Genomic DNA, 25,717 nt, shown 5'->3' with positions numbered 1-25,717 from the left:
AGGCCCCCGAAGGACGCCCCGGGATCGCTCCCGAAACGCCGCGGACAGGTGCGGTCAGGAAGCACAAAATAGGAAGATTGTCAAGGCTCGGTGCGTGATGGGACGTCGCGACGCGTGAGGCGGGCGCGGGTGATTCCTCCCGCCTGTGAGAGCGGTACGGAGCATGATCCCGGCGCCGCGGCGCCGGGATCATGCTCCGTCAGGGCGTCCGGGCTCGCGGGCGCGCGACGACGGAGAGGCGCCGGACCGCCGGTTCGCCCCCAGAGAAACCCGGCGCGCGCGCCCGGTCAGTCCGCCCGCCGGAGGCGGCTCGCGAAGAAGCCGTCGAGGCCGCCGCGGGCGCCGGGGATCTCCGGCAGGTGGCACGGCAGGGTCCGCAGGTCGCCGTGGTCGTCGATCAGCGCCGCGGCGCCGCCGACCTCGTCGGGCCGGACCGGGACGCGCGCGTAGCGGGGCTCGCGGGCCAGGAAGGCCGCCACCTGCGCCTCGCCCTCCTCCGGCTCCAGCGAGCAGGTGCAGTAGACGAGGAGGCCGCCCGGCCGCACCAGCGCGGCCGCGTGGTCGAGGAGCCTGGCCTGGAGCGCGGCGAGCCGGCCGATATCGGCTTCCGCCTTCGTCCAGGCGACGTCGGGATGGCGCCGGATCGTCCCGGTGGCCGAGCACGGCGCGTCGAGCAGCACCGCGTCGTGGTCCTGCGGCTCCAGGGCGAGGGCGTCGGCGACCACGACGTCGACGGCGAAGCCGAGCCGCGCGACGTTCTCGCGCAGGCGCTCCAGCCGCGGCGCGGACCGGTCGACCGCGGTGACCCGGGCGCCGGTGGCGGCGAGCTGCAGGGTCTTGCCACCGGGCGCCGCGCAGAGGTCGAGGACGCGGGTGCCTTCCCGGGGCCCCAGGAGGCGGGCCGGCAGCGCCGCGGCGGCGTCCTGGACCCACCACGCCCCCTCCTGGAAGCCCGGCAGGTCGGGGATGGCCGGGCCGTTCTCCGGCAGGCGCAGGGAGCCGGTCGGCAGGATCGCGGCGCCGAGCCGCGCGGCCCAGTCGCCGGCGTCGCCCCGCGGGGTCAGGTCGATGGCGGCCCCCGCGAGATGGGCGCGGGCGATCGCGGCCGCGCGCTCGGGCCCGTAGGCCGCGACCCATCGGCGGGCGAGCCAGTCCGGGGTGTTGACCGCCAGGGCGTCGGCGTCCGCGGCCAGGATCGCGTCCCGCTCGCGGGCGACCCGGCGCAGGACGGCGTTGACGAGCCCGGCGAGATGGGCCGTGCGGGTATCCGCCTTGGCGAGCCGCACGGCGAGGTCGACGGCGGCGTGGTCGGGGACCGCGAGGTCGAGGATCTGGGCGGTCGCGGTGGCGAGCAGGGCCGTGAGCTGCGGCTTGGCCGCGGGGAGCCCGCGCTCGAGCCGCGCGGCCAGGGCTGCCCGGATCAGCCCGTAGCGGCGGAAGGTCGCCACCGCGATGGCCCGCGCCAGCCCGGCATCGGCCGGCGCCAGCGCCTCGGCGCGGATCGCCTGGGCGAGGGCGTCGTCGAGGGCGGGGGGGCGCTCCTGGCCGATCAGGGACGCGACCGCCTGCATCGCCGCGCGGCGCGCGGCCAGTCCCGCGATGTCCGGACCGGTTCCGCCCGGTGCCGCTGCGTTCCGCGTGTTGCGGCCTGTGTCCCGCGATGCCACTTCTGCTCCAGATCCGACGTCTTCCGGACCCACGCCCTCACACCCGAGCGAGCGCGATGCAAGAGCCGACCGCAAGAGACCTGCACCGACAAGACCTGCACCGACAGGACCCGCACCGACAGGACCCGCACCGACAGGACCCGACCGAGGAGGCCGGAGACGGCGCCGCGCCGCCCCGTATCCTCAGCCCGGCGGCCCAGCGCGCCCTGGCCGAGGCCGCCGAGCGCCGCGCGGCGATCGACGCCCGGGCCGCCGAGATCGGCGCCAAGCCCGAGCGCCAGGGGCGCGGCGGCCTGGAGCCGGTCCGCTACGACGACTGGGAGGTGAAGGGCCTCGCGGTCGACTTCTGAGGGACCTGTCGCGGGGTGCCTACTCGGCCGGAACCGCCAGCGGCGCGCCGGCCTCGTCCTCGGCCCGGGCCTCCGCGACGCCCGCCCCGAACCGCCGGTACCAGAGCCCGGTCAGGATCGGCACGAGGATCGAGGTGACGATGATGCAGATCGTCACCAGCACGGTGGCGGTCTGCGCCGACGGGGCGAATTGCGGGGCGACGGCGGCGATCGCCAGCGGGTTGGCGGCGGCGGCCCCGGCCGTCGAGGAGGCCGCCAGCCCCGCCGTGCCGGTCCCGCCCCCGATCGCTCGGTCGGCCAGGATCAGCGGGATGCCGGTCAGGACGATCACCGCCAGCGCCAGCACGATGCCGAGCCCCGCGAGCGGCGAGAGCAGGTTGTTGAGGTCGACCGTGTTCCCGAGCGCGAAGGCGAAGAACGGGATCATCAGCTGGCCGCCCGGGGCGAACAGGGCGCGGAGCTTCGGGTCGAGGTTGCCGAGGGCGAAGCCGACGAGGAAGGGCAGCACCGCGCCCACGAAGATCTGCGGCTCGAAATGCGCCGCCCCGGAGGCCCCCAGGATGATCATGCTCATCAGCGGGCCGGACTCGATCGAGGTCAGGATGAAGGCGCCGGCCTCCTCGCGGCTACCGTAGGTCTGCATCAGCGAGGCGTAGAGGCCGCCATTGGTCATATCCATCGCGCAGACGATCGCCAGGATCGACAGGCCGGCGAAGAAGCCGGTCCGGATCCCCTCGGGCGGGATGAACAGCCCGGCCACCAGCACGATCGCCCAGGCGGCCACGAGCTTGGTCGCCACCAGCGTGCCGGACTTGCGCAGCACCGTGCCGGTCGCCTTGAGGCTGACCGAGGCGCCCATGCAGAAGAACCAGACCGCCAGGATCGGGATCACGCCGGTCATGATCCCCTGCGTGAAGCCCTTGAAATAGGCCGGGGCGCCCGGCGCGAAGGTCTTGCACAGGGCTCCGAGCAGGAGCGGCACCAGCATCAGGCCGCCGGGAATCCTGTCGATCGCCGCCTTGATCTGCATGGCGCGTCCCTCCCGATCCGGGTCGTCCGCCGACGCGCCGGACCCGGGCGGGCTCGCGGGCGCCGTGCCGGCCCGCGCCTCTGTCGGGCGCCTCTCGGACCGGTGCGTCATCCTGTCGGGGCGCGGCGCGGGCCGTCAAGCGGCGCCCCGGCGCGGGGCTTGCCGAACGTGTCGCGCTGTCGGGCGCGGAACGTCGGGCGCCGGGCCCCGTTGGGCAGGTTCACCCGAGGGAGGTCAAGATGGCGACGACAGTATCGGCCCGAAGCGCGGTCGCGGGACCGCACGGCGAGATCCCCCTCGCCCGCGGCGAGCGGCTCGGCATGCGCATGTGGCGGGCCGAGGAGCCCAACGCCGACAAGCCGATGACCACCTCGGCGCACGAGACGGTCGGCTACGTCGTCAGCGGCCGGGCCGAGCTCGTGCTGGAGGGCGAGACCGTGGCGCTCGCGCCGGGCGACTCCTACTGCGTGCCGGCCGGCGCCGCGCACACCTACCGGATCCTGGAGACCTTCACGGCCGTCGAGGCGACCGCCCCGCCGGCCGCGTGAGCCCCGCCCGCCTCAGTGGGTCATGTAGACCTGCGTGCCGACATCGACCCGCGCGTAGAGGTCGACCACGTCCTGGTTGTACATCCGGATGCAGCCGTAGGACGCGTAGGTGCCCACCGAGCTCGGCCGGTTGGTGCCGTGGATCGCGTACTCGCCGCCCGCGAGCGTCATCGCCGCCGCCCCCATGGGATTGTGCGGCGAGCCGCCCGCGATGAGGTTCGGCAGGCGCGGGTTGTCGCGCTTCACCTCCGCGGGGGGCGACCAGGCGGGGGCGACGTACTTGCCGTCGATCGGCTTGATGCCGAACCACTGCTTGCCGGGACGGCCCACCGCCACGGGATAGCGGATCGCCGTGCCGTCGCCGTTCACCAAGTAGAGCTTGCGCTGCGACACGCTGATCACCACCGAGCCCGGCGCGACGCCGTTCGCGAAGGGGACGATCTCGCGCGCCTGCGCAGCCTGGAAACAACCGGCCAGCATCGCGCCGGCCAAACCGAATAGAGCCGCCACCCGACCCGACATCACCGCGATCCTCGCAAAGCTAGACTTGACGCGGGCAAGTAATCCCCGGCCGAGCTTACCGTTCCGAGAAAAGCTATGGTTGATGCGGCGTCATACTGCGGATCCGCGGGGCACGGTAAAAGAGCAACCACGATCCAGGGTGTACGGGCGGTTGCCGGGCGGCCGGGCCGCCCTGCGGGTCCCGGAGCGCGCCCGAGCGCGTCTCAGCGCTCGTGGAGCTCGCTGCCGCGCCGGTCCTCCGGCTGCCAGCCGTGGCGCTCCAGCTCCGGGTCGAGATGCTCCTCCACCGGGTACCCGACGCAGAGATAGGCCACGAGCCGCCACGTCTCCGGCACGGCCAGGATCCCCGTGACCGCCTCCGGCTCCAGGATCGAGACCCAGCCGACGCCGAGGCCGCGGGCCCGGGCGGCGAGCCAGAAGCACTGCACCGCCCCCACCACCGAGTAGGCCAGGGTCTCGGGCATGCTGGCCCGGCCGAGGCCGAGGCCGGTCTCGGTGGCCGCGTCGCAGAAGGCGGCCAGGTGGACCGGCGCCTCCCGCAGGCCGGCGAGCTTCAGCCCGCGGTACTGCGCGGCCCGGTCCGCCGCGTAGCCGGCGGCCGCGGCGGCGTTGCAGCCGGCGAAGTTCTCCGCGACCGCCCGGCGCCGTCCCGGATCCGCGACGCGCACGAAGCGCCAGGGCCGGCTGTTGCCGACCGAGGGGGCGTGGTGGGCCGCCGCGAGGCAGGCGCGCAGGGCCTCCTCGTCGACCGGATCCGTCCGGAAGCGGCGCACGTCGCGGCGCCACGCGAACAGCGCGTCGAGGTCGTGCAGGAAGGCGGCGTCGAAGGCGGGCGGGCCCATGGTGCGGCTGGCATAGCCGCAACCCCGGCCCGACGGGAAACAGAAAAAAGGCCGCCCGAGGGGCGGCCTGAAGTCTTGGGTCTCGAAACCTCGGAGTGCCGAATCCTGGGATCCCGAGCGGCGACCGATGGCTGGGGAGCTGGGTGTCGGTCGCCGACCGGGCAGAACCCGGCGAGGTTCGACGCCTGTTGTCGCGCTGCAACGCGGCCTGCAAAAGGCGTGAATCGGGCCAAACCGTGTTTTTTGTCGCTTGGGTGTGTCTCGCGGGACACGCCTGCCGCGGCCCCGGCCGCGACCCTTGCGGGCCGCGGCGGCGAGGCCCATCATCCGGCAAAGCATCGATGCACGGGAGCCGTGATGACCGAGAGGACGAGCGCCGGGTCGAGGCCCGACGAAGCGGCGGGCCATGTCATTCCCTTCCCCGCCCGCGCGGCCCCTCCGCAGATCGCCTTCAACCGGGACGAGCTCCGCACGATCTTCAATCTCTACGGCCGGCAGGTCGCCGCGGGCGAGTGGCGCGACTACGCCCTCGATTTCCGCCGGGACAAGGCGGTGTTCTCGATCTACCGCCGCTCCTCCGAGATGCCGCTGTACCGGATCGAGAAGGATCCCCGGCTCGCCCGTCGCCAGGGGGCCTACGCGGTCGTCGCCGCGAGCGGCCAGATCCTGAAGCGCGGCACCGAACTCGCCCGGGTGCTCGCCGTGCTGGAGCCGGCGCCGACGGCGGTCTGACCGCGCGCGCAGGCAGGCTCCGGGTGACGCGCGGCGCCGTCTACCGGGCGCCGCTGCGCGGGCCCGGAACGTCCGGCGCGACGCGGCCGCTCAGGCCAGGGACAGGCTCCGGACCGTCGCGGCGATCTCGGCCACCGCCTCCGGCGCGAGGGGCCGGATCGGCCGCGGCGGCTCGGCGCGGCACAGGCCCATGAGATCGGCCAGGGCGTAGACCACCCGCAGGCTCGAATGCGTTCGGAACAGCGTCCAGAGGGGGGCCAGCTCCGCGTCGAGGGCGCGGGCCCGCTCCGCCTCGCCCGCCGCGACGGCCCGGACGATCGCCAGGCAGGTCCGGGGGAACAGCCCGCCCGCCACGCTGAACCACGCCGCGCCGCCGGCGATCAGCGCCTCGGTCACGTTCCAGTCGCCGCTGAAGCCGACGGGGAACCCCGCCGGGACGGCCTGCCGCAGGGCCGCGACGCCGGACGCGGCCTGCGCCGGCTCCGGCGCCGCGCACTTGGCGGCCACGATCCCGGGGCGTAGGGCGATCCGGCCGATCAGCGCCGGCGTGAAGCGGAAATGCGTGGTCGCGGGGTTGTCGTAGAGGACGAGGGGCAGGCCGCCCGCCTCCGCCACGGCGGCGAAATGCGCCTCGACCTCGGCCTCGGTGAGCGGCGTGTAGGAGACGGGGGCGAGGAGCCCGGCATCCGCGCCGGCCGCCCGCGCGTCCTGCGCGAGGCGGACGGCCTCGTCGGTGCGCAGGGCGCCGATGCCGACGAGGAGCGGCACCCGTCCGCCCACGGTCTCGGCGGCGATCGTCACCGCCCGGCGCCGCTCCTCCCGGCTCAGATACGCGTAGGTCCCGGTGCTGCCGAGCAGGCCGATCGAGTCGACCCCGGCGGCCGCCAGGGGCTCCAGCAGCCGGCGCAGCGCGCCGGCGTCGACGCGGCCGTCGGCGTCGCTCGGGGTGATCGGGAAGGCGGAGAGTCCGGAGATCGCGGGCATGGCCCGAGCCTAGCGCGTCCGCGCGCGGGGGCCAGGCAAAAAGAGACCCCGGCGGTCGCCCGCCGGGGTCTCCTCGTCTCGCCGTTCGGGCTGGCTCAGCGGCGGTCGCCGATCAGGCTCAGCAGGAACTGGAACATGTTGATGAAGTCGAGATAGAGCGTCAGCGCGCCGTTCACCGACATCTTGGCCGCCATCTCGCCGTCGAAGCCGCCGTAGAGATACATCTCCTTGAGCTTCTGGGTGTCGTAAGCGGTCAGCCCCGCGAAGATCAGCACGCCCAGCACCGAGATGGCGAACTGGAGGGCCGACGAGGCGAAGAAGATGTTCACCAGCGACGCGAGGATGATGCCGATCAGGCCCATCATCAGGAACGAGCCCATGCCGGAGAGGCTGCGCCGGGTGGTGTAGCCCCAGAGGCTGAGCGAGCCGAAGGCCGCCGCCGTGATGAAGAACACCTGCACCACGCTGCCCCCGGTGAACACCAGGAGAAGCGAGGACAGAGAGGCGCCCATCACCGCCGCGAAGGCCCAGAACATCGTCCGCGCGGAGGAGGCCGACATCCGGTCCATTCGCATGGAGAAGACGAAGATGAACGCCAGCGGGGCGAGCATCAGGACCCACTTCAGCGGGCTGAGGTAGAGGGTCTGACCGAACGGGGTCAGGATCGGGCGGGTGCCCTGGTAGGCCGCCACGGAGGCCATGTTCAGGCCGAGCGCGACGAGACCCGAGATGCCAAGCCCGACGACCATGTTGTTGTAGACGCCGAGCATGAAGGTGCGCAGGCCCTGGTCGACCTCGACCTGGGTGCCGGCGTAGCCGGTCGGCTGCTGGGCGCCGTACCGGAAGGGGCTGTTCTCGAATGCCATGGGAGTTTCCTTGCGGAGGCTCTCTCAGCGTGGTGTTCGGGCGAGGCCCACGCAGGACCTCTGGCGCCAGGCTGGCGCCTCGCTGTGGAATATGTTGCGCCCGCCGCCGCGACACAAGTCCCCGGCCACGGTTCCGGGACCGCTTTTCCGTGTCCGGTTGATGTATTTTTGTCCATCCGGGCCGGGATTAAAATGCATTCCGCTCCGTCGCCGGGTTGTTCGACTGACGGTTGCCGCCATCCAGGCGTTTCGACGCCCCTGCGCGAAGTCTTAACGGCTTCCTTATGCCACGTGCGCCCGCGCGCGTGCCGATTTCTCCGGTGCGGACCGCCGCGGCGCGGCGGGTTCGAGCCTGCGCGGGCGACCCGCGGCCGCCGAGAACCGGTCTCCGGCGCGCGGAATCTGGCGGAGTCTGGCGGAGGCTGGCTTGTCCGGAGGGGCGGCTCAGTGCGTCATCCGGCGGGCGAGGGTGCGGCCCAGACCCAGCAGCATCAGGTCTGCGGCGGCCCGCACCTCGGCGGGCATGTCGTCGGTGAGCGTCTCCTTGAGCGCGACGGCGAGGGCGGCCGCCCGCTCCAGCGGGTCTCCGCCCGCCACGGGCTTGCCGACCACGTAGCGGTCGCCGCCGTCGCGGATCTCCGTGATGTCCATCAGGATGCCGTGCGAGCGCTGCGGCTGGCCATCCCCGTTCCGGTGGGTCCGCCCGCGGCTCAGGAGCCAGCGCACGGAGCCGTCCGCCGTGAACACGCGGTACTCGGCCAGGACCAGACCGCTGGACCAGACGGCCCGGAGCATGTGGTCCATCAGCCACGTCATGTCCTCGGGGTGCACCGCGGCCAGGGCCATCGGTCCGTTGATCGGACGGTCGGCGAGGCCGGGATTGCCGGTCAGCAGCCGGGCCGCGCCCGCGTCGTAGACGACCACGCCGCGGACGTGGTCCCACTCCCAGGCTCCGACGACGCACGAGGCGTCGAGGGCCGCGCGGAGACGGTCGGCGTTCTCCGCGGTGCCGTCGATGACGTTGATGCGCATTCTGGGCGCCCCCCCTGACCGGCCGAAGCTCGAATGTCCAGCTCCGTACCGATCTTGCTGCAGAATGACAAAGAGTTCACTTGCGAATATTCCTTCAGCGGGGCACCCCTTGTCACGGTTGGGAAATTATCCTCCGTCGCGAGTGATTCGAGGGACCGCCATGGATGAGAACGGGCTCGAATTTCTCCGCACGATTGCCGACAGGAAGACGGAATCCTCGGCCGCGCGCGCGCTGAACAGGATTGCGCAGTCCCTCGATTTGCCGGTCGAGGCGTTCTACGAGTCCGAGCGCCGCGGACCTGCGGACCGGCTGACGGTCGAGCGGGAGACGGAGCGGCTGCTGACGCTGGTCGGGGCCCACCTGCGCCGCCTCGACCCGGGCGCGCGCAGGCGTTTCGGCGAGGCGGTCCTCGCCCTGGTCGGCCCCGAATCGGCGGAGGACTGCGCGCGGACCGCCGAGCGCGACGATCCGTGAGCGCCGCGCCCGACGGCGGGACGCCCCTCCCCTGCGGACCGAGGGCACCGACTCCCGGCCGGACCGCCGTCGACCGGGCCGCCGTCGACCGGGCGCTGTCCGCCGCGACGATCGAGGGCCCGCGTCCCGCGCACACGGACGAGGCGCGGTTCATCGCGCTCCATCGCGCTCCGCGGCCCCGATCGAGGCCCCGATCGCGGCCTTCGCCGGATACGGAGCGGCTGCGGCGCCCGCAAGACCGGCCCGCGGCTGGACGGCGAGGCCTGTCGCGTCGTGCCGGCGCTCCGCGCGGCGCCGGCGCTCCGGACGCGCGGCGGTGATCCTCGGGTCCGGCACCGAGGCCGGGCCCGCGCGCGCCGGCGCGCGTCAGATCTGCCGGAGATACGGCGCGGGCTTCTGCCCCAGGATCCGCCACGTGCCGGCGAGCCCGAGGAGGATCGCCAGCGCCACGGCGGCCACGGCCGCGACCAGCGCGCCCGAGAGGTCGAGGCGGAAGTCGAGGTGCATGACCTTGGCGACGATCACCCAGCCGGCGAGCGACCCGGCCAGCAGGCCGAACAGGGCCGTGGCGAGCCCCAGCGCGGCGTATTCGAGGGCGTAGGCGGTGAGCAGCCGCGCCCGGCTCGCGCCCAGCACCTTCAGCACGACGGCGTCGTAGAGCCGCGCCCGGTGCCCGGCCGCGATGGCGCCCGCCAGCACGAACAGGCTCGCCAGGACCGCCACCGCGCTCGCCCCGCGGATCGCCAGGACCAGCCGGCCGACGAGGTCCCCGATCGCGTCCAGCGCGTCCTTCACCCGGACGGCGCTCACCGACGGGAAGGTCTTCGCGACGTCGCGCAGGACGCGGTTCTCGGCGGCCGCGTCGGTGCCGCCGGGCAGCGTCAGCGTGGCGAGGTCCGAGTGCGGCGCGCCGCGGAAGGTGCCCGGCGAGAACACCATCACGAAGTTGATGCCGAGGTTGCGCCACTCCACCCGGCGCAGGTTGAAGATCGTCGCGGTGAGGTCGCGGCCGAGCACGTTGACCGTCACGGTGTCGCCGAGCTTCAGCCCGAGCTGGCGGGCGAGGTCGGCCTCGAAGGAGACCAGAGGCTTCGCGCCCTGCTCGGCGCTCCACCACGCACCCTCGGTGAGGCTGGAGCCGTCCGGCACCGTGTCGGCGTAGGTGATGCCCCGGTCGCCGTCGAGCACCCAGGCGGCGTCCTCCGGGGGCCGGATCTTGCTCGCCGGCACGCCGTTCAGGGCGACGATCCGGCCGCGCATCATCGGCACGTCCTCGATCTTCCCGCTGGGGGCCGCGCGGGCCAGGAACTCCCGGAACTGGGCGGCGTCCCGCGAGGGGATATCCAGGAAGAAGAGATTGGGCGCCCGCGCCGGCAGGGTCGCGCTGATCGTGCGGCGGACGTTGGCGTCGATCAGGCTGAGCGTCACGAGGAGCGTCACGCCGAGGCCGAGCGACAGGACGATGGCCGGCGTCAGCGCGCCGGGCCGGTGGAGGTTGGCGAGCGCCATCCGGGGCGCCGGCCAGCGCGGGTGCGGCATGCGGCGGGCGAGCGCCATCAGCCCGAGCGCCACCAGATGGAGCAGCCCGAACGCGATGGCCGCGGCCGCGATGAAGATCAGCGCCACGCGCCGGTCGAAGGCGGTCGCCACCGACAGGCCGACCAGGGCCGCGAGGCTGGCGGCGAGCCAGATCCGGTAGCGCCAGCGCGGGCTGACGCGCGCCGGGTCGACCGTGTCGCGGAACAGGCCGGAGACCGGCACGTCGTGGGCGCGGCCGAGCGGCGTGATCGCGAAGGCGAAGGCGGTGATCAGCCCGTAGGCGGCGGCGAGCGCGAGCTCGCCCGGGGCGAGCGTCGGGTTCAGCGGCAGCGGCAGGTCGGCGGCGAACAGGGCGTCGAGCAGGAAGGGCAGGCTCGCGCCGATGACGAGGCCGATCAGGGTGCCGAGGCCGGCGATGAGCATCACCTGCGTCAGGTAGAGGGCGACCACCTGCGAGCCCGGCGCGCCGACGCTCTTGAGGGTCGCGATCGAGGGCCGTTTGCGCTCCACGAAGGCGTGGACGGCGTTGCCGACCCCGACGCCGCCGACGATCAGCGCGGTCAGCCCCACCAGGGTCAGGAACTGCGTGAAGCGCTCGATGCTCTTGGCGAAGCGCGGGTCGGCGTTGATCCGCGAGCGGATCTCCCAGCCGGCCTCCGGGGTCGCGGCGCGGATCCGGGCCTGCGCGGCGTCGAGATCGGCGTCCGGCGTGCCGGGCGGGAGGATGAGGCGGTAGCTCCAGCGGTTGAGGCTGCCGGGCTGGACGAGGCCGGTGGCGCGGAGCGTCGGTTCGGAGACCATCAGCCGCGGCCCGAAGCCGATGCCGCCGGCGATCTTGTCGGGCTCGGACACGATGGTGCCGCGGATCGCCACGGCGTGCCCGGCGAGCCCGATCCGGTCGCCGACCTTGACGTCGAGGCGGGTGAGCAGCGCCGGGTCGGCGAGCGCCCCCGGCACCCCGTCGCGCTCCGCCAGCAGGTCGGCGAGGCGGCCCGGCGGGTCGGTCGCGAGGTCGCCCGCGGCCGGGTAGGTGGCGGGGTCGACGGCCTTCAGCTCGACCAGGGCCGCGTCGCCGCCCGGCGCCACCGCCATGGCCCGCAGGGAGGCGACCACGTCGAGGCGGCCCTCCCGCGCGAGGGCCTGCTTCTCCGCGTCGGTCGCCTCGCGGTTGATGAGGTTGAAGGCGAGGTCGCCGCCGAGGATGCGCCGGCCCTCCCGGCCGAGCCCGTCCGAGAGCGAGCGCGAGATCGAGGCCACCCCCGCGATGGCCATGACGCCCAGCGCGATGCAGGCGAGGAACACCGCGAAGCCGTTGAGCCCGGCCCGCAACTCGCGCAGCGCGAGGCGCAGGGTCAGCGGGATCCGGCGGGGCGCGGGGTCGGGGCGGGCGATCGTGCCGTGCATCAGGCCGCCACCGCCTCCTCGATCCGTCCCGAGCGCAGGCGCACGGTGCGGTCGCACAGGCGGGCGAGGCCGTTGTCGTGGGTGACCAGCACCAGCGTCGCGCCGCGGTCCCGCTTCAGCCGGAACAGCAGGTCGACGATCTGGCGGCCGGTGGCCTCGTCGAGGTTGCCGGTGGGCTCGTCGGCCACCAGGATCGCCGGGTCCGGGGCGACTGCCCGGGCGATGGCGACGCGCTGCTGCTCGCCGCCCGAGAGCTGCGCCGGGTAATGGTGCAGCCGGTGGCCGAGGCCGACCGCCTCCAGCTCGGCGCGGGCGCGCTCCAGGGCGCCGGGCCGGTCGGCGAGTTCCAGCGGTAGCGCCACGTTCTCCAGCGCCGTCATGGTCGGCACGAGGTGGAAGGCCTGGAACACGATGCCGATCCGCCGGCCGCGGAACCGGGCGAGGGCGTCCTCGTCGAGCCGGACGAGGTCGGTGTCCTCGATGACGACGCCGCCGGAATCCGGCCGCTCCAGCCCGGCCATGACCATCAGCAGCGTCGACTTGCCGGAGCCGGACGGGCCGACGAGGCCGACCGCCTCGCCCCGGTCGACGGTCAGCGAGATGCCGCGCAGGACGTGGACGCGGGCGGCGCCTCGGCCGAGGCTGAGGTCGATGTTCGACAGCGCGATCGCGGGCTCGCGCAGCACCTTGCCTTGGCTCACCGGTGAGCCGATCTGTGGGCGATGACGAGCATGGCGCGCGAGGTCCTCACGTGGGGTCGATCCTGGCTGTACCGGCCGCGGGTGCACCGCGATATGGGTCCCGCATTGGGGCCACGCCATGACGGGCGCGGTGTGTTCCGGCGCACGGCCCTGTATGCCGCAGCGCTAGCGCTCCTGATGGTCCCTTTCATGACAGTTTCGCGGGCTGCCCCGGGCGGCCCGATCAAGCTCGTCGCCCTCGGCGACAGCCTGACCGCCGGCTACCGCCTCCCCGCCGACGCCGCTTTCCCCACCGTGCTGGAGCGCCTGCTCAAGGCCAGGGGCCAGGACGTGACGGTGGCCAACGCCGGCGTGTCCGGCGACACCGCCACGGGCGGCCTCGACCGGGTCGACTGGTCGGTCCCGGACGGGACCGCCGGCGTGATCCTCGAGCTCGGCGCCAACGACATGCTGCGCGGCACCGACCCGAAGGTCACCGAGGGCGCGCTGGCGGCGATCATCGAGCGGCTGAAGGCGCGGGGCATCCCGGTCCTGCTCGCCGGCATGCAGGCCGCGCCCAATCTCGGGCCCGACTACAAGGCGCGGTTCGACGCGATCTACCCGGCGCTCGCCGAGCGCTACGGCCTGACCCTCTACCCGTTCTTCCTCGACGGCATCATCGGCGACCGGGCGCAGCACCTCGACGACATGATCCACCCGAACCGGCAGGGCGTGGAGACCATCGCGGCCCGCATGGCGCCCACGGTCGAGGCGTTCCTGGACCGAATCCGCCAGCAGCCGGTGCGCTGATGCCGCGCCTGTTCACCGGGCTCGCCGTGCCGGCGGAGATCGCCGAGGCGCTCAAGGTCTACCAGGGCGGCTTGCCCGGCGCCCGCTGGATCGAGCCGGGCGATTTCCACGTCACCCTGCGCTTCCTCGGCGACGTGGAGGCGACCGTGGCCGACGACGTCGTCGAGGCCCTGTCGGAGATGCGGGCGCGCCCGGCCCTGACGGTGACGCTCGACGGACTCGGCATCTTCGGCGGCGACAGGCCCCGCGCGCTCTACGCGTCGGTGGTGCCGGAGGCGGGGCTGATGGATCTGCAGGCCGAGCAGGAGCGGCTCGTGCGCCGCGCCGGGGTCGAGCCGGAACGGCGGAAATTCACCCCGCACGTGACCCTGGCCCGGCTGCGGCGCGACGCCACGCCGGAGGCGACCGCGATGTACCTGTCGCAGGCGCCGGTCTTCGCGCCGCTGACTTACACGTCGGACCGGGTGAAGCTGTTCTCGGCGCGGGACTCGACCGGGGGCGGGCCGTATGTGGCGGAGGCGGAATTTCCGTTCGCGTGAGCGGGCTGCTCCCACCCGCGCCCTCATCCTGAGGTGCCGGAGCGGAGGCCTCGAAGGAGGGTGCGGTCTGGAGCCCCGAACCGGCCTACAGCCGCCGCAAAGCCACGCTCTCGATCCGGTGGCTCGCGCCCTTGGTGAGGATCAGGCTCGCCCGCTGGCGCGTCGGGACGATGTTCTCGCGCAGGTTCGGCAGGTTGATGGTCGTCCAGAGCCGGTCGGCGATGTCGAGCGCCTCGGTCTCGGGGATCCCGGCGTATTTCCGGAAGTAGGAGCGCGGATCGCGGAACGCCGTCTGGCGCAGCTTCATGAAGCGCGTGACGTACCAGCGGTGCAGGTCGTCCTCGTGGCCGTCGAGATAGATCGAGAAGTCGAAGAAGTCGGACACGAACGGGATCGCGGTCCCGTCCCGGGGCAGCCGCGCCGGCTGGAGCACGTTCAGGCCCTCGACGATCAGGATGTCGGGGCTCTCCACCACCCGCTCCTCCCCGGGCACCCGGTCGTAGACGAGGTGCGAGTAGAGCGGCGCGGTCACGCGCTTGTGGCCGGCCTTCACGTCGTGGAGGAAGCGCAGCAGCGCGGCGGTGTCGTAGCTCTCCGGGAAACCCTTCCGCTCCATCAGCCCGTTGGCGGCGAGTTCGGCGTTGGGCAGCAGGAACCCGTCGGTGGTGACGAGGTCGACCTTCGGGGTGTTGGGCCAGCGCGCCAGCAGGGCGGTCAGGATGCGGGCGGTCGTCGACTTGCCCACCGCCACCGAGCCGGCGAGCCCGATGATGTAGGGCGCCTTGGTCTCGCGCTCGGCCAGCAGGAAGCGCTGCGTCGCCTTGAACAGCCCCTGCGTCGCCGCGACGTAGAGGGCGAGCAGGCGGGACAGCGGCAGGTAGATCGCCTCCACCTCCTCCAGCGAGATCGGGTCGTTGATCGATTGCAGCCGCTCGAGATCCTCCTGCTTGAGGGTCAGCGGCGTGTCGGCGCGGAGCTGCGCCCATTCCTCGCGGCTGAAGCGGCGATACGGCGAGAGCCGGTCCGACGCTTCGAGGATCGCCTCGACCGAGCCCGGCAGCGCGGCCGCGTTCACGCGGGGCGCCTCGCGGCCTTCTCGGCGATGCCGCTCTGGGCTGTGCGGCGCTCCAGCTCGGCCATGACGGCGTCGAGCTCGACGCCGCCGGCCCGGAGCAGCACGACGAGGTGGTAGAGCACGTCGGCGGCCTCGTTCCGCAGCCCGGTCTTGTCGCCCTGCACGGCCGCGATCGCCGCCTCCACCGCCTCCTCGCCGAGCTTCTTGGCCGCCTTGGCGGGTCCCTCGGACAGGAGCTTGGCCGTGTAGGAGGTGGCCGGATCGGTCCCGGCGCGGCTCGCCACGAGGGCGGCGAGGTCGGCGAGCGTGTAGGCGGTCATGAAGCGATCTGCATGTTACGACGGCCCCTTATACGGATCAGGGCCGGATTTCGGCAGGAAACTGCGCTACGGCCGCCCCGCGGGCAAGCGGGGCGGGTGAAGGCCGCCCGGCTTTGTCCGGGGTTCACCCGTTGTCGCGGCCTCACCCGTTCGGCAGGTGCCGCGCCAGCGCCTCCAGCACGGCCATGCGGACGGCCACGCCCATCTCGACCTGCTCGCGGATCAGCGACTGCGCGCCGTCGGCGATCTCGGAGGAGATCTCGACGCCGCGGTTCATCGGGCCCGGATGCATCACCAGGGCGTCGGGCTTGGCGAGCGCCAGCTTCTCGCCGTCGAGGCCGAAGTACCGGAAATACTCCTTCACCGAGGGCACGAACGAGCCGTTCATGCGCTCCCGCTGGAGGCGCAGCATCATCACGATGTCGCAGCCGACGAGGCCCCTGCGCATGTCGGTGAAGGTCTCGACGCCGAAGCGCTCGATGCCGGCGGGCAGCAGCGTCGAGGGCGCGATCAGGCGGACCCGCGCGCCCATCGCCTGCAGCAGGATGATGTTGGAGCGCGCCACCCGCGAGTGCAGGACGTCGCCGCAGATCGCCACCTGCAGCCCCTCGATCCGGCCCTTGTTGCGGCGGATGGTGAGCGCGTCGAGGAGCGCCTGGGTCGGGTGCTCGTGGGCGCCGTCGCCGGCATTGACCACCGCGCAGTCGACCTTGCGGGCGAGCAGGTGCACGGCGCCGGCCGATTCGTGGCGGACCACGATGATGTCGGGCCGCATGGCGTTGAGCGTCGCGGCGGTGTCGATCAGGGTCTCGCCCTTCTTCACCGAGGACGAGGCCACCGACATGTTCATGACGTCGGCGCCGAGCCGCTTCCCGGCGAGCTCGAAGGACGATTGCGTCCGGGTCGAGGGCTCGAAGAACAGGTTGATCTGCGTGCGGCCCCGCAGGGTCGTGCGCTTCTTCTCCACCTGCCGCGAGATGTCGACGGCGGATTCGGCGGCGTCGAGCAGCACCTCGATATCGGGCCGGGTCAGGCCCTCGATGCCGAGGAGGTGCCGGTGCGGGAAGGCCGGGGGCGGAGGCGTCGTCATGATGAGGCCCGGGTGTAGGTGCGGCGCGCCCGGCGGGCAAGGCTGTGTCGCGGACATCTCGGTTCTATCCGCGGCGTGGGCTCCGTCCCGGAAGGGCTGCGAGTGACAGGCGGGTGACAGGGTTGTGAGGCCCCGGCAGGCTCGACCGGCGGCGGGCGGAAGCGCGGGTCCCTCTCCCGCAGGGGGAAGGAACGCTCGCGCTCCGCCATCGACCGCGCGCCCCCACGGGCGCAGCCGTGTCCCGAGGGGAGGCTTAAGGGGCGGCTGCGGCCTTTTTTCCGGCGGATGGTAACCGGACGCCCCTGCGCCACGTATTCGCCCGAACGGTCGGGTTCCAGACGATTCCCGGCCTCGCGATGCTTGTCCGGGACCGTGAAGCTTGGCCGCCTCCCCTGCCCTCGAAGCCCCCGAGACCGTCGACCGGCAGGGGCGCCGCTGGTTCTACCGCCACCCGCTGGTTATCCGGCTGGCCCACTGGATCAACGCCGCCGTCCTGCTGGTGCTGCTGATGAGCGGCCTGCAGATCTTCAACGCGCATCCGGCGCTCTACTGGGGCGCGACCTCGACCTTCGACACTCCGGCGCTCGCCATCACCAGCGAGCAGGGCCGCGACGGCACGGCCCGCGGCGTCGTGACGGTCGGTTCCCACACCCTCGACACCACCGGCGTGCTCGGCCTGTCGAAGGAGTACGGCACCGAGGTGGAGCGCGCCTTCCCGTCCTGGGCGACGCTGCCGGCCAACCAGGACCTCGCCACGGGACGGCGCTGGCACTTCCTGTTCGCGTGGCTCCTCGTGATCAACGGCGCGGTCTACCTCCTCTACGGCCTGTTCAGCGGCCAGCTCCGCCGGCGCCTGATCCCGGACGGCGACCAGATCCGCGACTTCGGCGGCTCGGTGAAGGAGCACCTGCTCCTGCGCTTCCCCGAGGGCACCGAGGCCAAGCGCTACAACGTCATCCAGAAGCTGACCTACCTCGTCCTCGTGCTCGGCCTGCTGCCCGCGATGGTGCTCGCCGGCCTCGCCATGTCGCCCGGGATGGACGCCGCGTGGCCCTGGCTCACCGAGCTGTTCGGCGGCCGGCAATCGGCGCGCAGCGTCCACTTCATCGCCGCCGGGCTGATCGTGCTGTTCGTGGTGGTCCACGTGCTGCTCGTGATCGTGTCCGGGCTCGTCAACAACATGCGCGGCATGATCACCGGCTGGTTCAGCCTCGGCCGTCCCGAGAAGGAGCCCGCCCGATGATCCTCCACCGCCGCAAGCTCCTCACCGCGGGCGCGGGCCTGATGGGCACCGCCCTCCTCGGCGGCTGCGACCGGTTCGCCGGGAGCGAGACGGGGCGGCGCACCCTCCAGGTCGGCGAGGACGCGAACCAGTACGTCCAGCGCCTGCTGATGTCGCCCGCGACCCTGGCCCGGGAATTTCCGGCCTCGATGATCTCGCCCTGGTTCAAGCCGAACGGCACCATCGACCCGCCGGACCGCGCCTACCGGGTGCTGGCGGCGCAGAAGTTCTCGGACTTCAGGCTGACGGTGGACGGGCTGGTCCAGACCCCGCTGTCGCTGAGCCTCGCGGACCTGCGCGCCCTGCCCGCGCGCACCCAGATCACCCGTCACGATTGCGTGGAGGGCTGGAGCTGCATCGGGCAGTGGAGCGGCGTGCCGCTCGCCGAGGTGCTGAAGAAGGCCGGGCTGAAGCCGCAGGCGCGCTTCGCGGTGTTCCACTGCGCCGACACGCTGGAGTTCGAGGCCGGTCCCAAGGGCGGCGGCAAGGGGCGCGATCAGGGAGCGTCCCTCTGGCGCCCGACCCATCCGGGCGCGGTGCGCGCGGCCTATATTCAGCTCGCCGCCGCCGACGACTGGGGCGGCCCGGCCACCGCCACCGACGCCCCCAAGGACGATTGGGGCCAGGGCAGCCCGGCCCCGGAGCCCGAGCCGGCCGGGATCCCGATCCGCTACTACGAGAGCATCGACCTCTACGACGCCGTCAACCCGCAGACGATCCTGGCCTACGACCTCAACGGCAAGCCGCTGCCGGTCTCGAACGGCGCGCCGCTCCGCCTGCGGGTCGAGCGCCAGCTCGGCTACAAGCAGGCCAAGTACGTGATGCGGGTCGAGATGGTGGAATCGCTCGCCGGGATCGGCCAGGGCAGCGGCGGCTACTGGGAGGATCGCGGCTACGAATGGTACGCGGGGATCTGAGCGCTCAGCGAGACTTCGCCGCGCGCTCGCGCTCGATCGCCTCCATCAGCGCGGCGTTGATGCGAGCCTGCCAACCCGGGCCCTGGGCACGGAAATGCGCGACGATCTCCGGCAGGAGGTGGATCGCGACCATCTCGTCCGACCTGCCGGTCGGCCCACGCGGCACGAAGCGATCGCCGACATAGAAATCGGCGCGCGCGAGCATCGCGTCCGTCAGCTCGGGAATCTCGTCGTACTCCTCCGGCGTGATCGTGTGCGCGTCCACCTTGGCCAGGTCGCTCTTGATCGCGGCGTCAGCGGATGAGCGGTGCGTAGCGCTTCTGCTCTCTGACATTGGCCTTCCTCATCGAGAAAACGTGACGGTCCTGCCCGCGCGGAGTCCAGATTATGATCGTCATGCGGCCGGCCAGGAAGCCTACGGTGACGACACGGCACTCGCCGTAATCCTGGCGGATATCCTCGAACGTAAACACGGGGCCAGCGAACACGACGGCCGCGTCCTCGGAATCGAGTCCCCGTTCCGCCAGGGTTCGACCGCGCTTCGGGGGATCGTATGTGATCGCCATCGCACACGACTCATATAAGCCCTGTGCGCGGCTTACGCCGGCTCCCTCGGGCGAGGCTTGCGTCACCCCCGCCATTTGACATCCCGCCGCCCGTGACCCACTTGTCCCCGGCGCGCGGCCCCGGCCCGACGGCGGGCATACGTCCCACGCGAATCTCGAACAGAATTCGTCCGTCGCGCCCAGGCCCCGTCAGGGGCAGAGGTCTGAATGAAAGTCGTCGTCGTCGAGTCGCCGGCCAAAGCCAAGACGATCAATAAGTATCTCGGCCGCGACTATGAAGTCATCGCCTCCTTCGGGCACATCCGCGACCTGCCGCCCAAGGACGGCTCGGTGGATCCCGAGCAGGATTTCCGCATGGTCTGGGAACTGGCCGACCGCGGGGCGAGCCGGGTCTCCGAGATCGCCAAGGCGGTCAAGGGCGCCGACAAGCTGATCCTCGCCACCGACCCGGATCGCGAGGGCGAGGCGATCTCCTGGCACGTGCTGGAGGCGCTCACCGCCCGCAAGGCGCTCAAGGGCATCCCGGTCGAGCGCGTGACCTTCAACGCCATCACCAAGGCGTCGGTCGAGCAGGCGATGCGCAAGCCGCGCGAGATCGACCAGGCGCTGGTCGACGCCTACCTGGCGCGCCGCGCGCTCGACTACCTCGTCGGCTTCAACCTCTCGCCGGTCCTGTGGCGCAAGCTCCCGGGCGCCCGCTCGGCGGGGCGCGTGCAGTCCGTTGCGCTCCGCCTCGTCGTCGAGCGCGAGATGGAGATCGAGCGGTTCAAGCCGCGCGAGTACTGGACGCTCATCGCGACCCTGACGACCGCCGACGGCGCGACCTTCGAGGCCCGGCTCGTGGGCGCCGACGGCAAGCGCATCCAGCGCCTCGACGTCGGCACGGGCGACGAGGCGGCCGCCTTCAGGCGCGACCTCGAGCTCGCGACCTTCCAGGTGGCGAGCGTCGAGGCCAAGCCCGCCAAGCGCCACCCGCAGCCGCCCTTCACCACCTCGACCCTTCAGCAGGAGGCCTCGCGCAAGCTCGGCATGGCGCCGGCCCAGACCATGCGGGTCGCCCAGCGCCTCTACGAGGGCGTCGACATCGGCGGCGAGACGGTCGGCATCATCACCTACATGCGGACCGACGGCGTCGACATGGCGCCGGAGGCGATCCAGGACGCCCGCCGGGTCATCGGCAAGGAGTTCGGCGACCGCTACGTGCCGGACGTGCCGCGCAAGTACAGCGTCAAGGCCAAGAACGCCCAGGAGGCCCACGAGGCGGTGCGTCCCACCGACATGGGCCGCCTGCCCAAGACGGTGGCGCGCCACCTGGAGCCCGAGCAGGCCCGGCTCTACGAGCTGATCTGGACCCGCACCATGGCGAGCCAGATGGAATCGGCCGAGCTGGAGCGGACCACCGTCGACGTCACCGCCAAGGTCGGGCCGCGGACCATCGACCTGCGCGCCACCGGCCAGGTGGTGAAGTTCGACGGCTTCCTGACCCTCTACCAGGAGGGCAAGGACGACGAGGAGGACGAGGAGAGCCGCCGCCTGCCGCCCATGAAGGCCGGCGACCCCCTCACCCGCGAGCGCATCAGCGCGACCCAGCACTTCACCGAGCCGCCGCCGCGCTACTCCGAGGCGAGCCTCGTGAAGCGCATGGAGGAGCTCGGCATCGGCCGGCCCTCGACCTACGCCGCGGTGCTCCAGACCTTGCGGGACCGCGAGTACGTCAAGATCGAGAAGAAGCGGCTGCAGCCGGAGGACAAGGGGCGGCTCGTCACGGGCTTCCTGGAGAGCTTCTTCCGGCGCTACGTCGAGTACGACTTCACCGCCGGCCTCGAGGAGCAGCTCGACCGGGTCTCCAACGCCGAGATCGACTGGCGGGCGGTGCTGCGCGACTTCTGGCGCGACTTCTCCGCGGCGATCGGCGAGACCAAGGAGCTGCGCGTCGCCGACGTGCTGGAGGCGCTGAACGGCCTTCTCGGGCCGCACATCTTCCCCGACAAGGGCGACGGCTCGAACCCGCGCACCTGCCCGACCTGCGGCTCGGGCCAGCTGTCGCTGAAGCTCGGCAAGTTCGGCGCCTTCATCGGCTGCTCGAACTACCCGGAGTGCAAGTACACCCGCCAGCTCTCGGCCACGGGCATCGACGGCGACGGGGACGGCTCCTCGGCCGAGGGCGGCCAGCCGGGCGTGCGCGTGCTGGGCGACGATCCCGCGACCGGCCTGCCGGTGACGCTCCGCGACGGCCGCTTCGGGCCGTTCCTCCAGCTCGGCGAGGCCTCCACCGAGAAGGGCGCGGAGAAGCCGAAGCGCTCGTCGCTGCCGAAGGGGCTGAGCCCCTCGGACGTGGATCTGAACAAGGCGCTGGCCCTGCTCGCGCTGCCCCGCGAGGTGGCGCGCCACCCCGAGACCGGCGAGCCGATCCTGGCCAATCTCGGCCGGTTCGGGCCCTACGTGCAGCACGGGAAGACCTACGCCAATCTCGGCAAGGACGACGACGTGCTGGAGATCGGGGCCAACCGCGCCATCGACCTGATCGTCGCCAAGGAGCAGGGCGGCGGCCGCGGCCGCCCGGCCGCCGATCCGGGCCGGCCGCTCGGCAAGGACGAGGCCAGCGGCCGAGACCTCGTGGTCAAGGCCGGCAAGTACGGACCCTACGTCACCGACGGCGAGGTCAACGCCACGCTGCCGAAGACGATGAGCGCCGAGGCGCTGACGCTGGACGAGGCGATCGCCCTGGTGAACGCCAAGCGCGCCGCGGGCGGCGGCAAGCCGGCGAAGCGGGGGGCGGCCCGGAAGAGTTCGGCGCGCGCCGCGAGCGGCGACAAGCCGGCGGCGAAGAAGACCGCCACGAAGAAGCCGGCGGCCAAGAAGGCGGCGACCAAGAAATCGAGCTCGGGCTGAGGGGCTCGCGGGCGGGGGCCGGGAGCGGCCGCCCCGTCCGCGCGAGCGGAGCGAGGCGATCCGGGACAGCCCGGGGCCGCCGAGCGTGGCGCCGACCGGTTGCTTCGCTGCGCGCGCGGACGTCGGTGGGGGCTCGCCGCCCGCTCAGCGTGCGCCGCGGTCGGCGATCGGGATCAGACCAGGTAGGTGATGGTCGCCGCCAGCGCGGTCGCGAAGGTCGCCAGCGCGAGGGTGGTGGAGTTCATCAGGGCCCGGCCGGGCGGCACGCCGGCCGCGTCGTCGTCGCAGCCGAAGGCGGCGCCGGCCGCGTGCTCGAATCGGATCAGCGTGAGGCGGCGGGCCTCGATCGCGGCGTCGCTCATGGACTGCGGCTCCCTGACCACGGTCAAGATTTATCTCCGCCACTAACGTCGATCGTCCCGTTCTGTTCCGGTCGTCGCCTATGGAAGCCGGGCCTGCGGGTCACGAGAAAGCCTTAACCCATTGTTGTGCAACGTCGTGATGACGGCCCGGCGCGCACAACCGTGTCCCGTTGCGGCCGCGGCCCTCGCTCGCGGCGGCGCAGCATGCGATGATGCGACCGCTTCGCCGCAGGGCGAACGGCTTTGATGTTTCCGTTTTGTTCCGCTATCATGCGGGGATGAAGGCGCATGCTCCACGACCCGAGACCCGTCCCAAGACCCGTCCGCGCGATTCCGAGCCGGCCGACGCGCCGCGCGCGCGGAGGCCGCGCGTGAGCGACCCGGCGCGGGACCTGTTCGGGCCGGGCGGCAAGGGCGCGGCGGCCCGTCCGCCCGAGCCGCGGCGGCGCCTGGACGCCTCGGCCTCCGTGGCGACGCTCGCGGCCGCCGAGCCCGAGGGCGGCTACACCGCCTCCGACATCGAGGTGCTGGAGGGGCTGGAGCCCGTCCGGCGCCGGCCCGGCATGTATATCGGCGGCACCGACGAGCGGGCGCTGCACCACCTCTTCGCAGAGGTGATCGACAACTCGATGGACGAGGCGGTCGCCGGCCATGCCAGCTTCATCGAGGTGGAACTGGAGGAATCCGGCGCCCTCGTGGTCACCGACAACGGCCGCGGCATCCCGGTCGACCCGCACCCGAAGTTCCCCGGCAAGTCGGCGCTCGAGGTCATCATGACCACGCTGCACGCCGGCGGTAAGTTCGACTCGAAGGTCTACGAGACCTCGGGCGGCCTGCACGGCGTCGGCATCTCGGTGGTGAACGCGCTCTCCGACCTGCTGGAGGTCGAGGTCGCGCGCAACCAGACCCTCTACCGCCAGACCTTCTCGCGCGGTCACGCGCAGGGCGCGTTGGAGCTGGTCGGCCGGGTGCAGAACCGGCGCGGCACCCGGGTCCGTTTCCACCCGGACGCCCAGATCTTCGGCTCGCTGAAGTTCGACCCGCGCCGCCTGTTCAAGATGGCGCGCTCGAAGGCCTACCTGTTCGGCGGCGTCGAGATCCGCTGGCGCTGCGCTCCCGCCCTCCTCGAGGGGCTGGCGGACGTGCCGGCCGAGGCGGTCCACCGCTTCCCCGACGGGCTGCGCGACTATCTGGCCCGGGACATCGACGGAAAGGAGCTCGTCACCGAGGCGATGTTCTCCGGCAAGATCACCAAGCCGGGCTCGCACGGGTCGCTCGAATGGGCGGTGGCCTGGATGGTGGCCGAGGACGGGTTCTCGCACTCCTACTGCAACACCATCCCGACCCCCGAGGGCGGCACCCACGAGGCGGGCCTCCGCGTCGCGCTGCTGCGCGGCCTGCGCGAGCACGCCGAGCGGGTGAACCAGGCCAAGCGCATGACGGCGGTGACCACCGACGACGTCATGGCGACCTGCGCGTCGATGCTCTCGGTGTTCATCCGCGAGCCCGAGTTCCAGGGGCAGACCAAGGACAAGCTCGCCACCGTGGAGGCCCAGCGCATCGTCGAGACGGCGGTGCGCGACGCCTTCGACCACTGGCTCGCCGCCTCTCCGGCCCAGGCCAACAAGCTCCTCGACTGGGTGATCGACCGGGCCGAGGAGCGCCTGCGCCGCCGCCAGGAGAAGGAGGTCGCCCGCAAGAGCGCGACCCGCAAGCTGCGCCTGCCCGGCAAGCTCGCCGACTGCTCGGCGGCCGGCACCGCGGGCTCGGAGATCTTCATCGTCGAGGGCGACTCGGCCGGCGGCTCCGCCAAGCAGGCCCGGGACCGGGCGACCCAGGCGATCCTGCCGCTGCGCGGCAAGATCCTGAACGTCGCCTCGGCCTCGCGCGACAAGCTCGGCGCCAACCAGCTGATCTCGGATCTGACCCTGGCGCTCGGCTGCGGCACCGGCACGGCCTTCCGCGAGACGGATCTGCGCTACGAGAAGGTGATCATCATGACGGACGCCGACGTGGACGGCGCCCACATCGCCTCGCTGCTGATCACCTTCTTCTACCGCCAGATGCCGAGGCTGATCGACCGCGGCCACCTCTACCTCGCGATCCCGCCGCTCTACCGGCTGCAGCAGGGCTCGAAGGTGGCCTATGCCCGGGACGACGCGGATCGCGAGCGGATCGTCAAGACGGTGTTCAAGGGCGGCAAGGTCGAGATCGGGCGGTTCAAGGGCCTCGGCGAGATGATGCCGGCCCAGCTCAAGGAGACCACCATGGACCCGAAGAAGCGCACGCTCCTGCGCGTCGCGGTCCTGGACGAGGCCCGGGAATCGACCGGCGACACGGTCGAGCGCCTGATGGGCAACAAGCCCGAGGCGCGCTTCGCCTTCATCAGCGAGCGCGCGGCCTTCGCGGAGGGCGCCGACCTCGACATCTGACGCAGTCCCGACGCGGCCCCGCCGCGTCGGGCGACGGCCTCCGGTCGCGGCCTAGCGCGGGGCCGCGATCGCCTTGGCCGGGTCGAAGGGCTGGGCCGCCGCCACCGCGTCCTTGCCCATGTTGAGGACCGCCGAGAACCGGTCGCCGCCGGGCCGCAGAACCAGGGCTCCCGGCTCGACCGCGATGAGCTTGCTGCCGAGGCCCAGGAAGCCGCCGACGTCGATCACCACCGCCCTGAGCGTCCCGCCGTCGGTGATCAGCAGATCGTCGATCTTGCCGACGCTGTCGCCGGCGGCGTTGCGCACCGTCACGCCGATCATCTTCGTGGTCAGGAAGCTGACGGGCTTGAGTCCCTGGCGCTTGGCGGCGTCCTCGGCGTTCGCCGCCTCCATCAGCCGCCCCACCCCCTTGCCGTCCGTCGAGGTGCCCGGCCCCGTGCCCGGCAGGATCGTGTCCTTGCCGATCACACTGGCGTCCTGCGCGGAGGCCGGCGCGCCGGCCAGGCCGAGGGCGGCGAGCGACAGGAGAAGGATTCGGCTTCGCATGGCTGATCGCTCCGCGCGCCCGATCCCTGCGTGGAAGGCCCCGTCCGGGTCCCCGTGGGGCGCCGCGGTCTCAATCGCGGGCGGCGCGCCCGGTTCCGGCCTTCCCTGTCGCACCCGGACCGGCCGAACCGGCGGCCCCGAAACGCGAGAAGGGCCCGGCCTTGCGGCCGGGCCCTTCCCCTGCGCGGAGCCGGCAGGGCCGGCTCCGGCATTCG

26 protein-coding genes are annotated in these 25,717 nt (G+C 72.5%); 10 read left to right on the top strand and 16 right to left on the bottom strand.

What is annotated here, in order from left to right; all coding sequences use genetic code 11:
* Positions 1 to 287: 287 nt before the first annotated feature.
* Positions 288 to 1,667, bottom strand: coding sequence for an RsmB/NOP family class I SAM-dependent RNA methyltransferase (locus ME121_RS28610; protein ID WP_089231366.1), 1,380 nt, complete (start codon positions 1,665 to 1,667; stop codon positions 288 to 290).
* A 56-nt stretch (positions 1,668 to 1,723) separates the two neighbouring features.
* On the opposite strand from ME121_RS28610, the gene ME121_RS28605 reads away from it, so the two are divergent.
* Positions 1,724 to 2,017 (top strand): DUF1674 domain-containing protein, encoded by a 294-nt coding sequence (locus ME121_RS28605; protein ID WP_024830832.1) that lies wholly within the window; start codon positions 1,724 to 1,726, stop codon positions 2,015 to 2,017.
* A 19-nt stretch (positions 2,018 to 2,036) separates the two neighbouring features.
* Here the strand turns inward: ME121_RS28605 and ME121_RS28600 are convergent, their stop codons facing one another.
* Positions 2,037 to 3,047 (bottom strand): 2-keto-3-deoxygluconate permease, encoded by a 1,011-nt coding sequence (locus ME121_RS28600; protein WP_024830833.1) that lies wholly within the window; start codon positions 3,045 to 3,047, stop codon positions 2,037 to 2,039.
* Between the two features lie 239 nt (positions 3,048 to 3,286).
* Here ME121_RS28600 and ME121_RS28595 point away from each other — a divergent pair, with 239 nt between their 5' ends.
* Complete coding sequence (locus ME121_RS28595) at positions 3,287 to 3,595, top strand: cupin domain-containing protein (protein WP_012318026.1); 309 nt, start codon at positions 3,287 to 3,289, stop codon at positions 3,593 to 3,595.
* Positions 3,596 to 3,607: 12 nt separating this feature from the next.
* Here the strand turns inward: ME121_RS28595 and ME121_RS28590 are convergent, their stop codons facing one another.
* Positions 3,608 to 4,117, bottom strand: a complete 510-nt coding sequence (locus ME121_RS28590; protein ID WP_012318025.1) for a L,D-transpeptidase — start codon at positions 4,115 to 4,117, stop codon at positions 3,608 to 3,610.
* Between the two features lie 203 nt (positions 4,118 to 4,320).
* Positions 4,321 to 4,959, bottom strand: a complete 639-nt coding sequence (gene bluB / locus ME121_RS28585) for a 5,6-dimethylbenzimidazole synthase (protein ID WP_012318024.1) — start codon at positions 4,957 to 4,959, stop codon at positions 4,321 to 4,323.
* Between the two features lie 357 nt (positions 4,960 to 5,316).
* Between bluB and ME121_RS28580 the strand changes: the two genes are divergently transcribed.
* On the top strand, positions 5,317 to 5,691 hold the full coding sequence (locus ME121_RS28580; protein WP_012318023.1) for a DUF2794 domain-containing protein: 375 nt from the start codon (positions 5,317 to 5,319) through the stop codon (positions 5,689 to 5,691).
* A 90-nt stretch (positions 5,692 to 5,781) separates the two neighbouring features.
* Here ME121_RS28580 and ME121_RS28575 read toward each other — a convergent pair whose 3' ends face one another.
* The 3 genes from ME121_RS28575 to ME121_RS28565 all read right to left on the bottom strand — a co-directional run bounded on the left by ME121_RS28575 (position 5,782) and on the right by ME121_RS28565 (position 8,573).
* Entirely contained in the window at positions 5,782 to 6,675 is an 894-nt protein-coding gene (locus ME121_RS28575) for a dihydrodipicolinate synthase family protein (RefSeq protein WP_059410014.1), read from the bottom strand.
* 95 nt (positions 6,676 to 6,770) lie between these two features.
* Positions 6,771 to 7,541 carry a Bax inhibitor-1/YccA family protein gene (locus ME121_RS28570; RefSeq protein WP_012318021.1) on the bottom strand — a complete coding sequence of 257 codons (771 nt, stop codon included), beginning with the start codon at positions 7,539 to 7,541 and terminating at the stop codon, positions 6,771 to 6,773.
* 444 nt (positions 7,542 to 7,985) lie between these two features.
* The gene (locus ME121_RS28565; RefSeq protein ID WP_024830837.1) at positions 7,986 to 8,573 is read right to left on the bottom strand and encodes a PAS domain-containing protein; all 588 of its coding nucleotides are present in this window, start codon (positions 8,571 to 8,573) and stop codon (positions 7,986 to 7,988) included.
* A 160-nt stretch (positions 8,574 to 8,733) separates the two neighbouring features.
* On the opposite strand from ME121_RS28565, the gene ME121_RS28560 reads away from it, so the two are divergent.
* Positions 8,734 to 9,048 (top strand): hypothetical protein, encoded by a 315-nt coding sequence (locus tag ME121_RS28560; protein ID WP_012318019.1) that lies wholly within the window; start codon positions 8,734 to 8,736, stop codon positions 9,046 to 9,048.
* Between the two features lie 366 nt (positions 9,049 to 9,414).
* On the opposite strand, the gene ME121_RS28555 is transcribed toward ME121_RS28560, so the two are convergent.
* Entirely contained in the window at positions 9,415 to 11,991 is a 2,577-nt protein-coding gene (locus ME121_RS28555; RefSeq protein ID WP_059410013.1) for an ABC transporter permease, read from the bottom strand.
* Entirely contained in the window at positions 11,991 to 12,692 is a 702-nt protein-coding gene (locus ME121_RS28550) for an ABC transporter ATP-binding protein (RefSeq protein WP_245337818.1), read from the bottom strand. The genes ME121_RS28555 and ME121_RS28550 overlap by 1 nt, the downstream gene beginning before the upstream one ends.
* 177 nt (positions 12,693 to 12,869) lie before the next feature.
* On the opposite strand from ME121_RS28550, the gene ME121_RS28545 reads away from it, so the two are divergent.
* Positions 12,870 to 13,481, top strand: coding sequence for an arylesterase (locus ME121_RS28545; RefSeq protein ID WP_408902587.1), 612 nt, complete (start codon positions 12,870 to 12,872; stop codon positions 13,479 to 13,481).
* Positions 13,481 to 14,020 (top strand): RNA 2',3'-cyclic phosphodiesterase, encoded by a 540-nt coding sequence (gene thpR / locus ME121_RS28540; protein ID WP_059410011.1) that lies wholly within the window; start codon positions 13,481 to 13,483, stop codon positions 14,018 to 14,020. The genes ME121_RS28545 and thpR overlap by 1 nt, the downstream gene beginning before the upstream one ends.
* An 85-nt stretch (positions 14,021 to 14,105) precedes the next feature.
* Here the strand turns inward: thpR and coaA are convergent, their stop codons facing one another.
* From coaA to ME121_RS28525, 3 genes are all read right to left on the bottom strand, one after another.
* Positions 14,106 to 15,095 carry a type I pantothenate kinase gene (gene coaA, locus ME121_RS28535; RefSeq protein ID WP_012318014.1) on the bottom strand — a complete coding sequence of 330 codons (990 nt, stop codon included), beginning with the start codon at positions 15,093 to 15,095 and terminating at the stop codon, positions 14,106 to 14,108.
* Positions 15,092 to 15,415, bottom strand: coding sequence for a phosphoribosyl-ATP diphosphatase (locus ME121_RS28530; protein ID WP_024830843.1), 324 nt, complete (start codon positions 15,413 to 15,415; stop codon positions 15,092 to 15,094). Before ME121_RS28530 ends, coaA begins: the two co-directional genes overlap by 4 nt.
* Positions 15,416 to 15,557: 142 nt before the next feature.
* On the bottom strand, positions 15,558 to 16,505 hold the full coding sequence (locus ME121_RS28525; protein WP_041372515.1) for an aspartate carbamoyltransferase catalytic subunit: 948 nt from the start codon (positions 16,503 to 16,505) through the stop codon (positions 15,558 to 15,560).
* Positions 16,506 to 16,884: 379 nt separating this feature from the next.
* Here ME121_RS28525 and ME121_RS28520 point away from each other — a divergent pair, with 379 nt between their 5' ends.
* Both ME121_RS28520 and ME121_RS28515 read left to right on the top strand, forming a co-directional pair.
* Positions 16,885 to 17,748 (top strand): cytochrome b/b6 domain-containing protein, encoded by an 864-nt coding sequence (locus ME121_RS28520; protein WP_012318011.1) that lies wholly within the window; start codon positions 16,885 to 16,887, stop codon positions 17,746 to 17,748.
* Positions 17,745 to 18,704, top strand: coding sequence for a molybdopterin-dependent oxidoreductase (locus ME121_RS28515; protein WP_059410010.1), 960 nt, complete (start codon positions 17,745 to 17,747; stop codon positions 18,702 to 18,704). The genes ME121_RS28520 and ME121_RS28515 overlap by 4 nt, the downstream gene beginning before the upstream one ends.
* A 4-nt stretch (positions 18,705 to 18,708) precedes the next feature.
* Here ME121_RS28515 and ME121_RS28510 read toward each other — a convergent pair whose 3' ends face one another.
* Together ME121_RS28510 and ME121_RS28505 are read right to left on the bottom strand one after the other, a co-directional pair.
* Positions 18,709 to 18,969, bottom strand: coding sequence for a BrnA antitoxin family protein (locus ME121_RS28510; protein WP_024830847.1), 261 nt, complete (start codon positions 18,967 to 18,969; stop codon positions 18,709 to 18,711).
* Positions 18,970 to 18,997: 28 nt separating this feature from the next.
* On the bottom strand, positions 18,998 to 19,270 hold the full coding sequence (locus ME121_RS28505; RefSeq protein WP_059410015.1) for a BrnT family toxin: 273 nt from the start codon (positions 19,268 to 19,270) through the stop codon (positions 18,998 to 19,000).
* A gap of 207 nt (positions 19,271 to 19,477) precedes the next feature.
* Between ME121_RS28505 and topA the strand changes: the two genes are divergently transcribed.
* Positions 19,478 to 22,162, top strand: a complete 2,685-nt coding sequence (gene topA, locus ME121_RS28500) for a type I DNA topoisomerase (protein WP_024830849.1) — start codon at positions 19,478 to 19,480, stop codon at positions 22,160 to 22,162.
* Positions 22,163 to 22,335: 173 nt separating this feature from the next.
* Here the strand turns inward: topA and ME121_RS28495 are convergent, their stop codons facing one another.
* Positions 22,336 to 22,524: a hypothetical protein gene (locus tag ME121_RS28495; RefSeq protein ID WP_012318006.1), complete on the bottom strand. Its 189-nt coding sequence runs from the start codon at positions 22,522 to 22,524 to the stop codon at positions 22,336 to 22,338.
* 371 nt (positions 22,525 to 22,895) lie between these two features.
* Here ME121_RS28495 and parE point away from each other — a divergent pair, with 371 nt between their 5' ends.
* Entirely contained in the window at positions 22,896 to 24,956 is a 2,061-nt protein-coding gene (parE, locus tag ME121_RS28490) for a DNA topoisomerase IV subunit B (RefSeq protein WP_059410009.1), read from the top strand.
* A 51-nt stretch (positions 24,957 to 25,007) separates the two neighbouring features.
* Here the strand turns inward: parE and ME121_RS28485 are convergent, their stop codons facing one another.
* Positions 25,008 to 25,502: a PRC-barrel domain-containing protein gene (locus tag ME121_RS28485; RefSeq protein ID WP_012318004.1), complete on the bottom strand. Its 495-nt coding sequence runs from the start codon at positions 25,500 to 25,502 to the stop codon at positions 25,008 to 25,010.
* Positions 25,503 to 25,717 lie beyond the last annotated feature (215 nt).

The sequence above is a fragment of the Methylobacterium sp. ME121 genome (assembly GCF_000974725.1).
GTDB lineage: Bacteria > Pseudomonadota > Alphaproteobacteria > Rhizobiales > Beijerinckiaceae > Methylobacterium > Methylobacterium radiotolerans.
The sequence above is the reverse complement of the archived record's forward strand: the minus strand, read 5'-3'. Positions and strand labels throughout refer to the sequence as shown.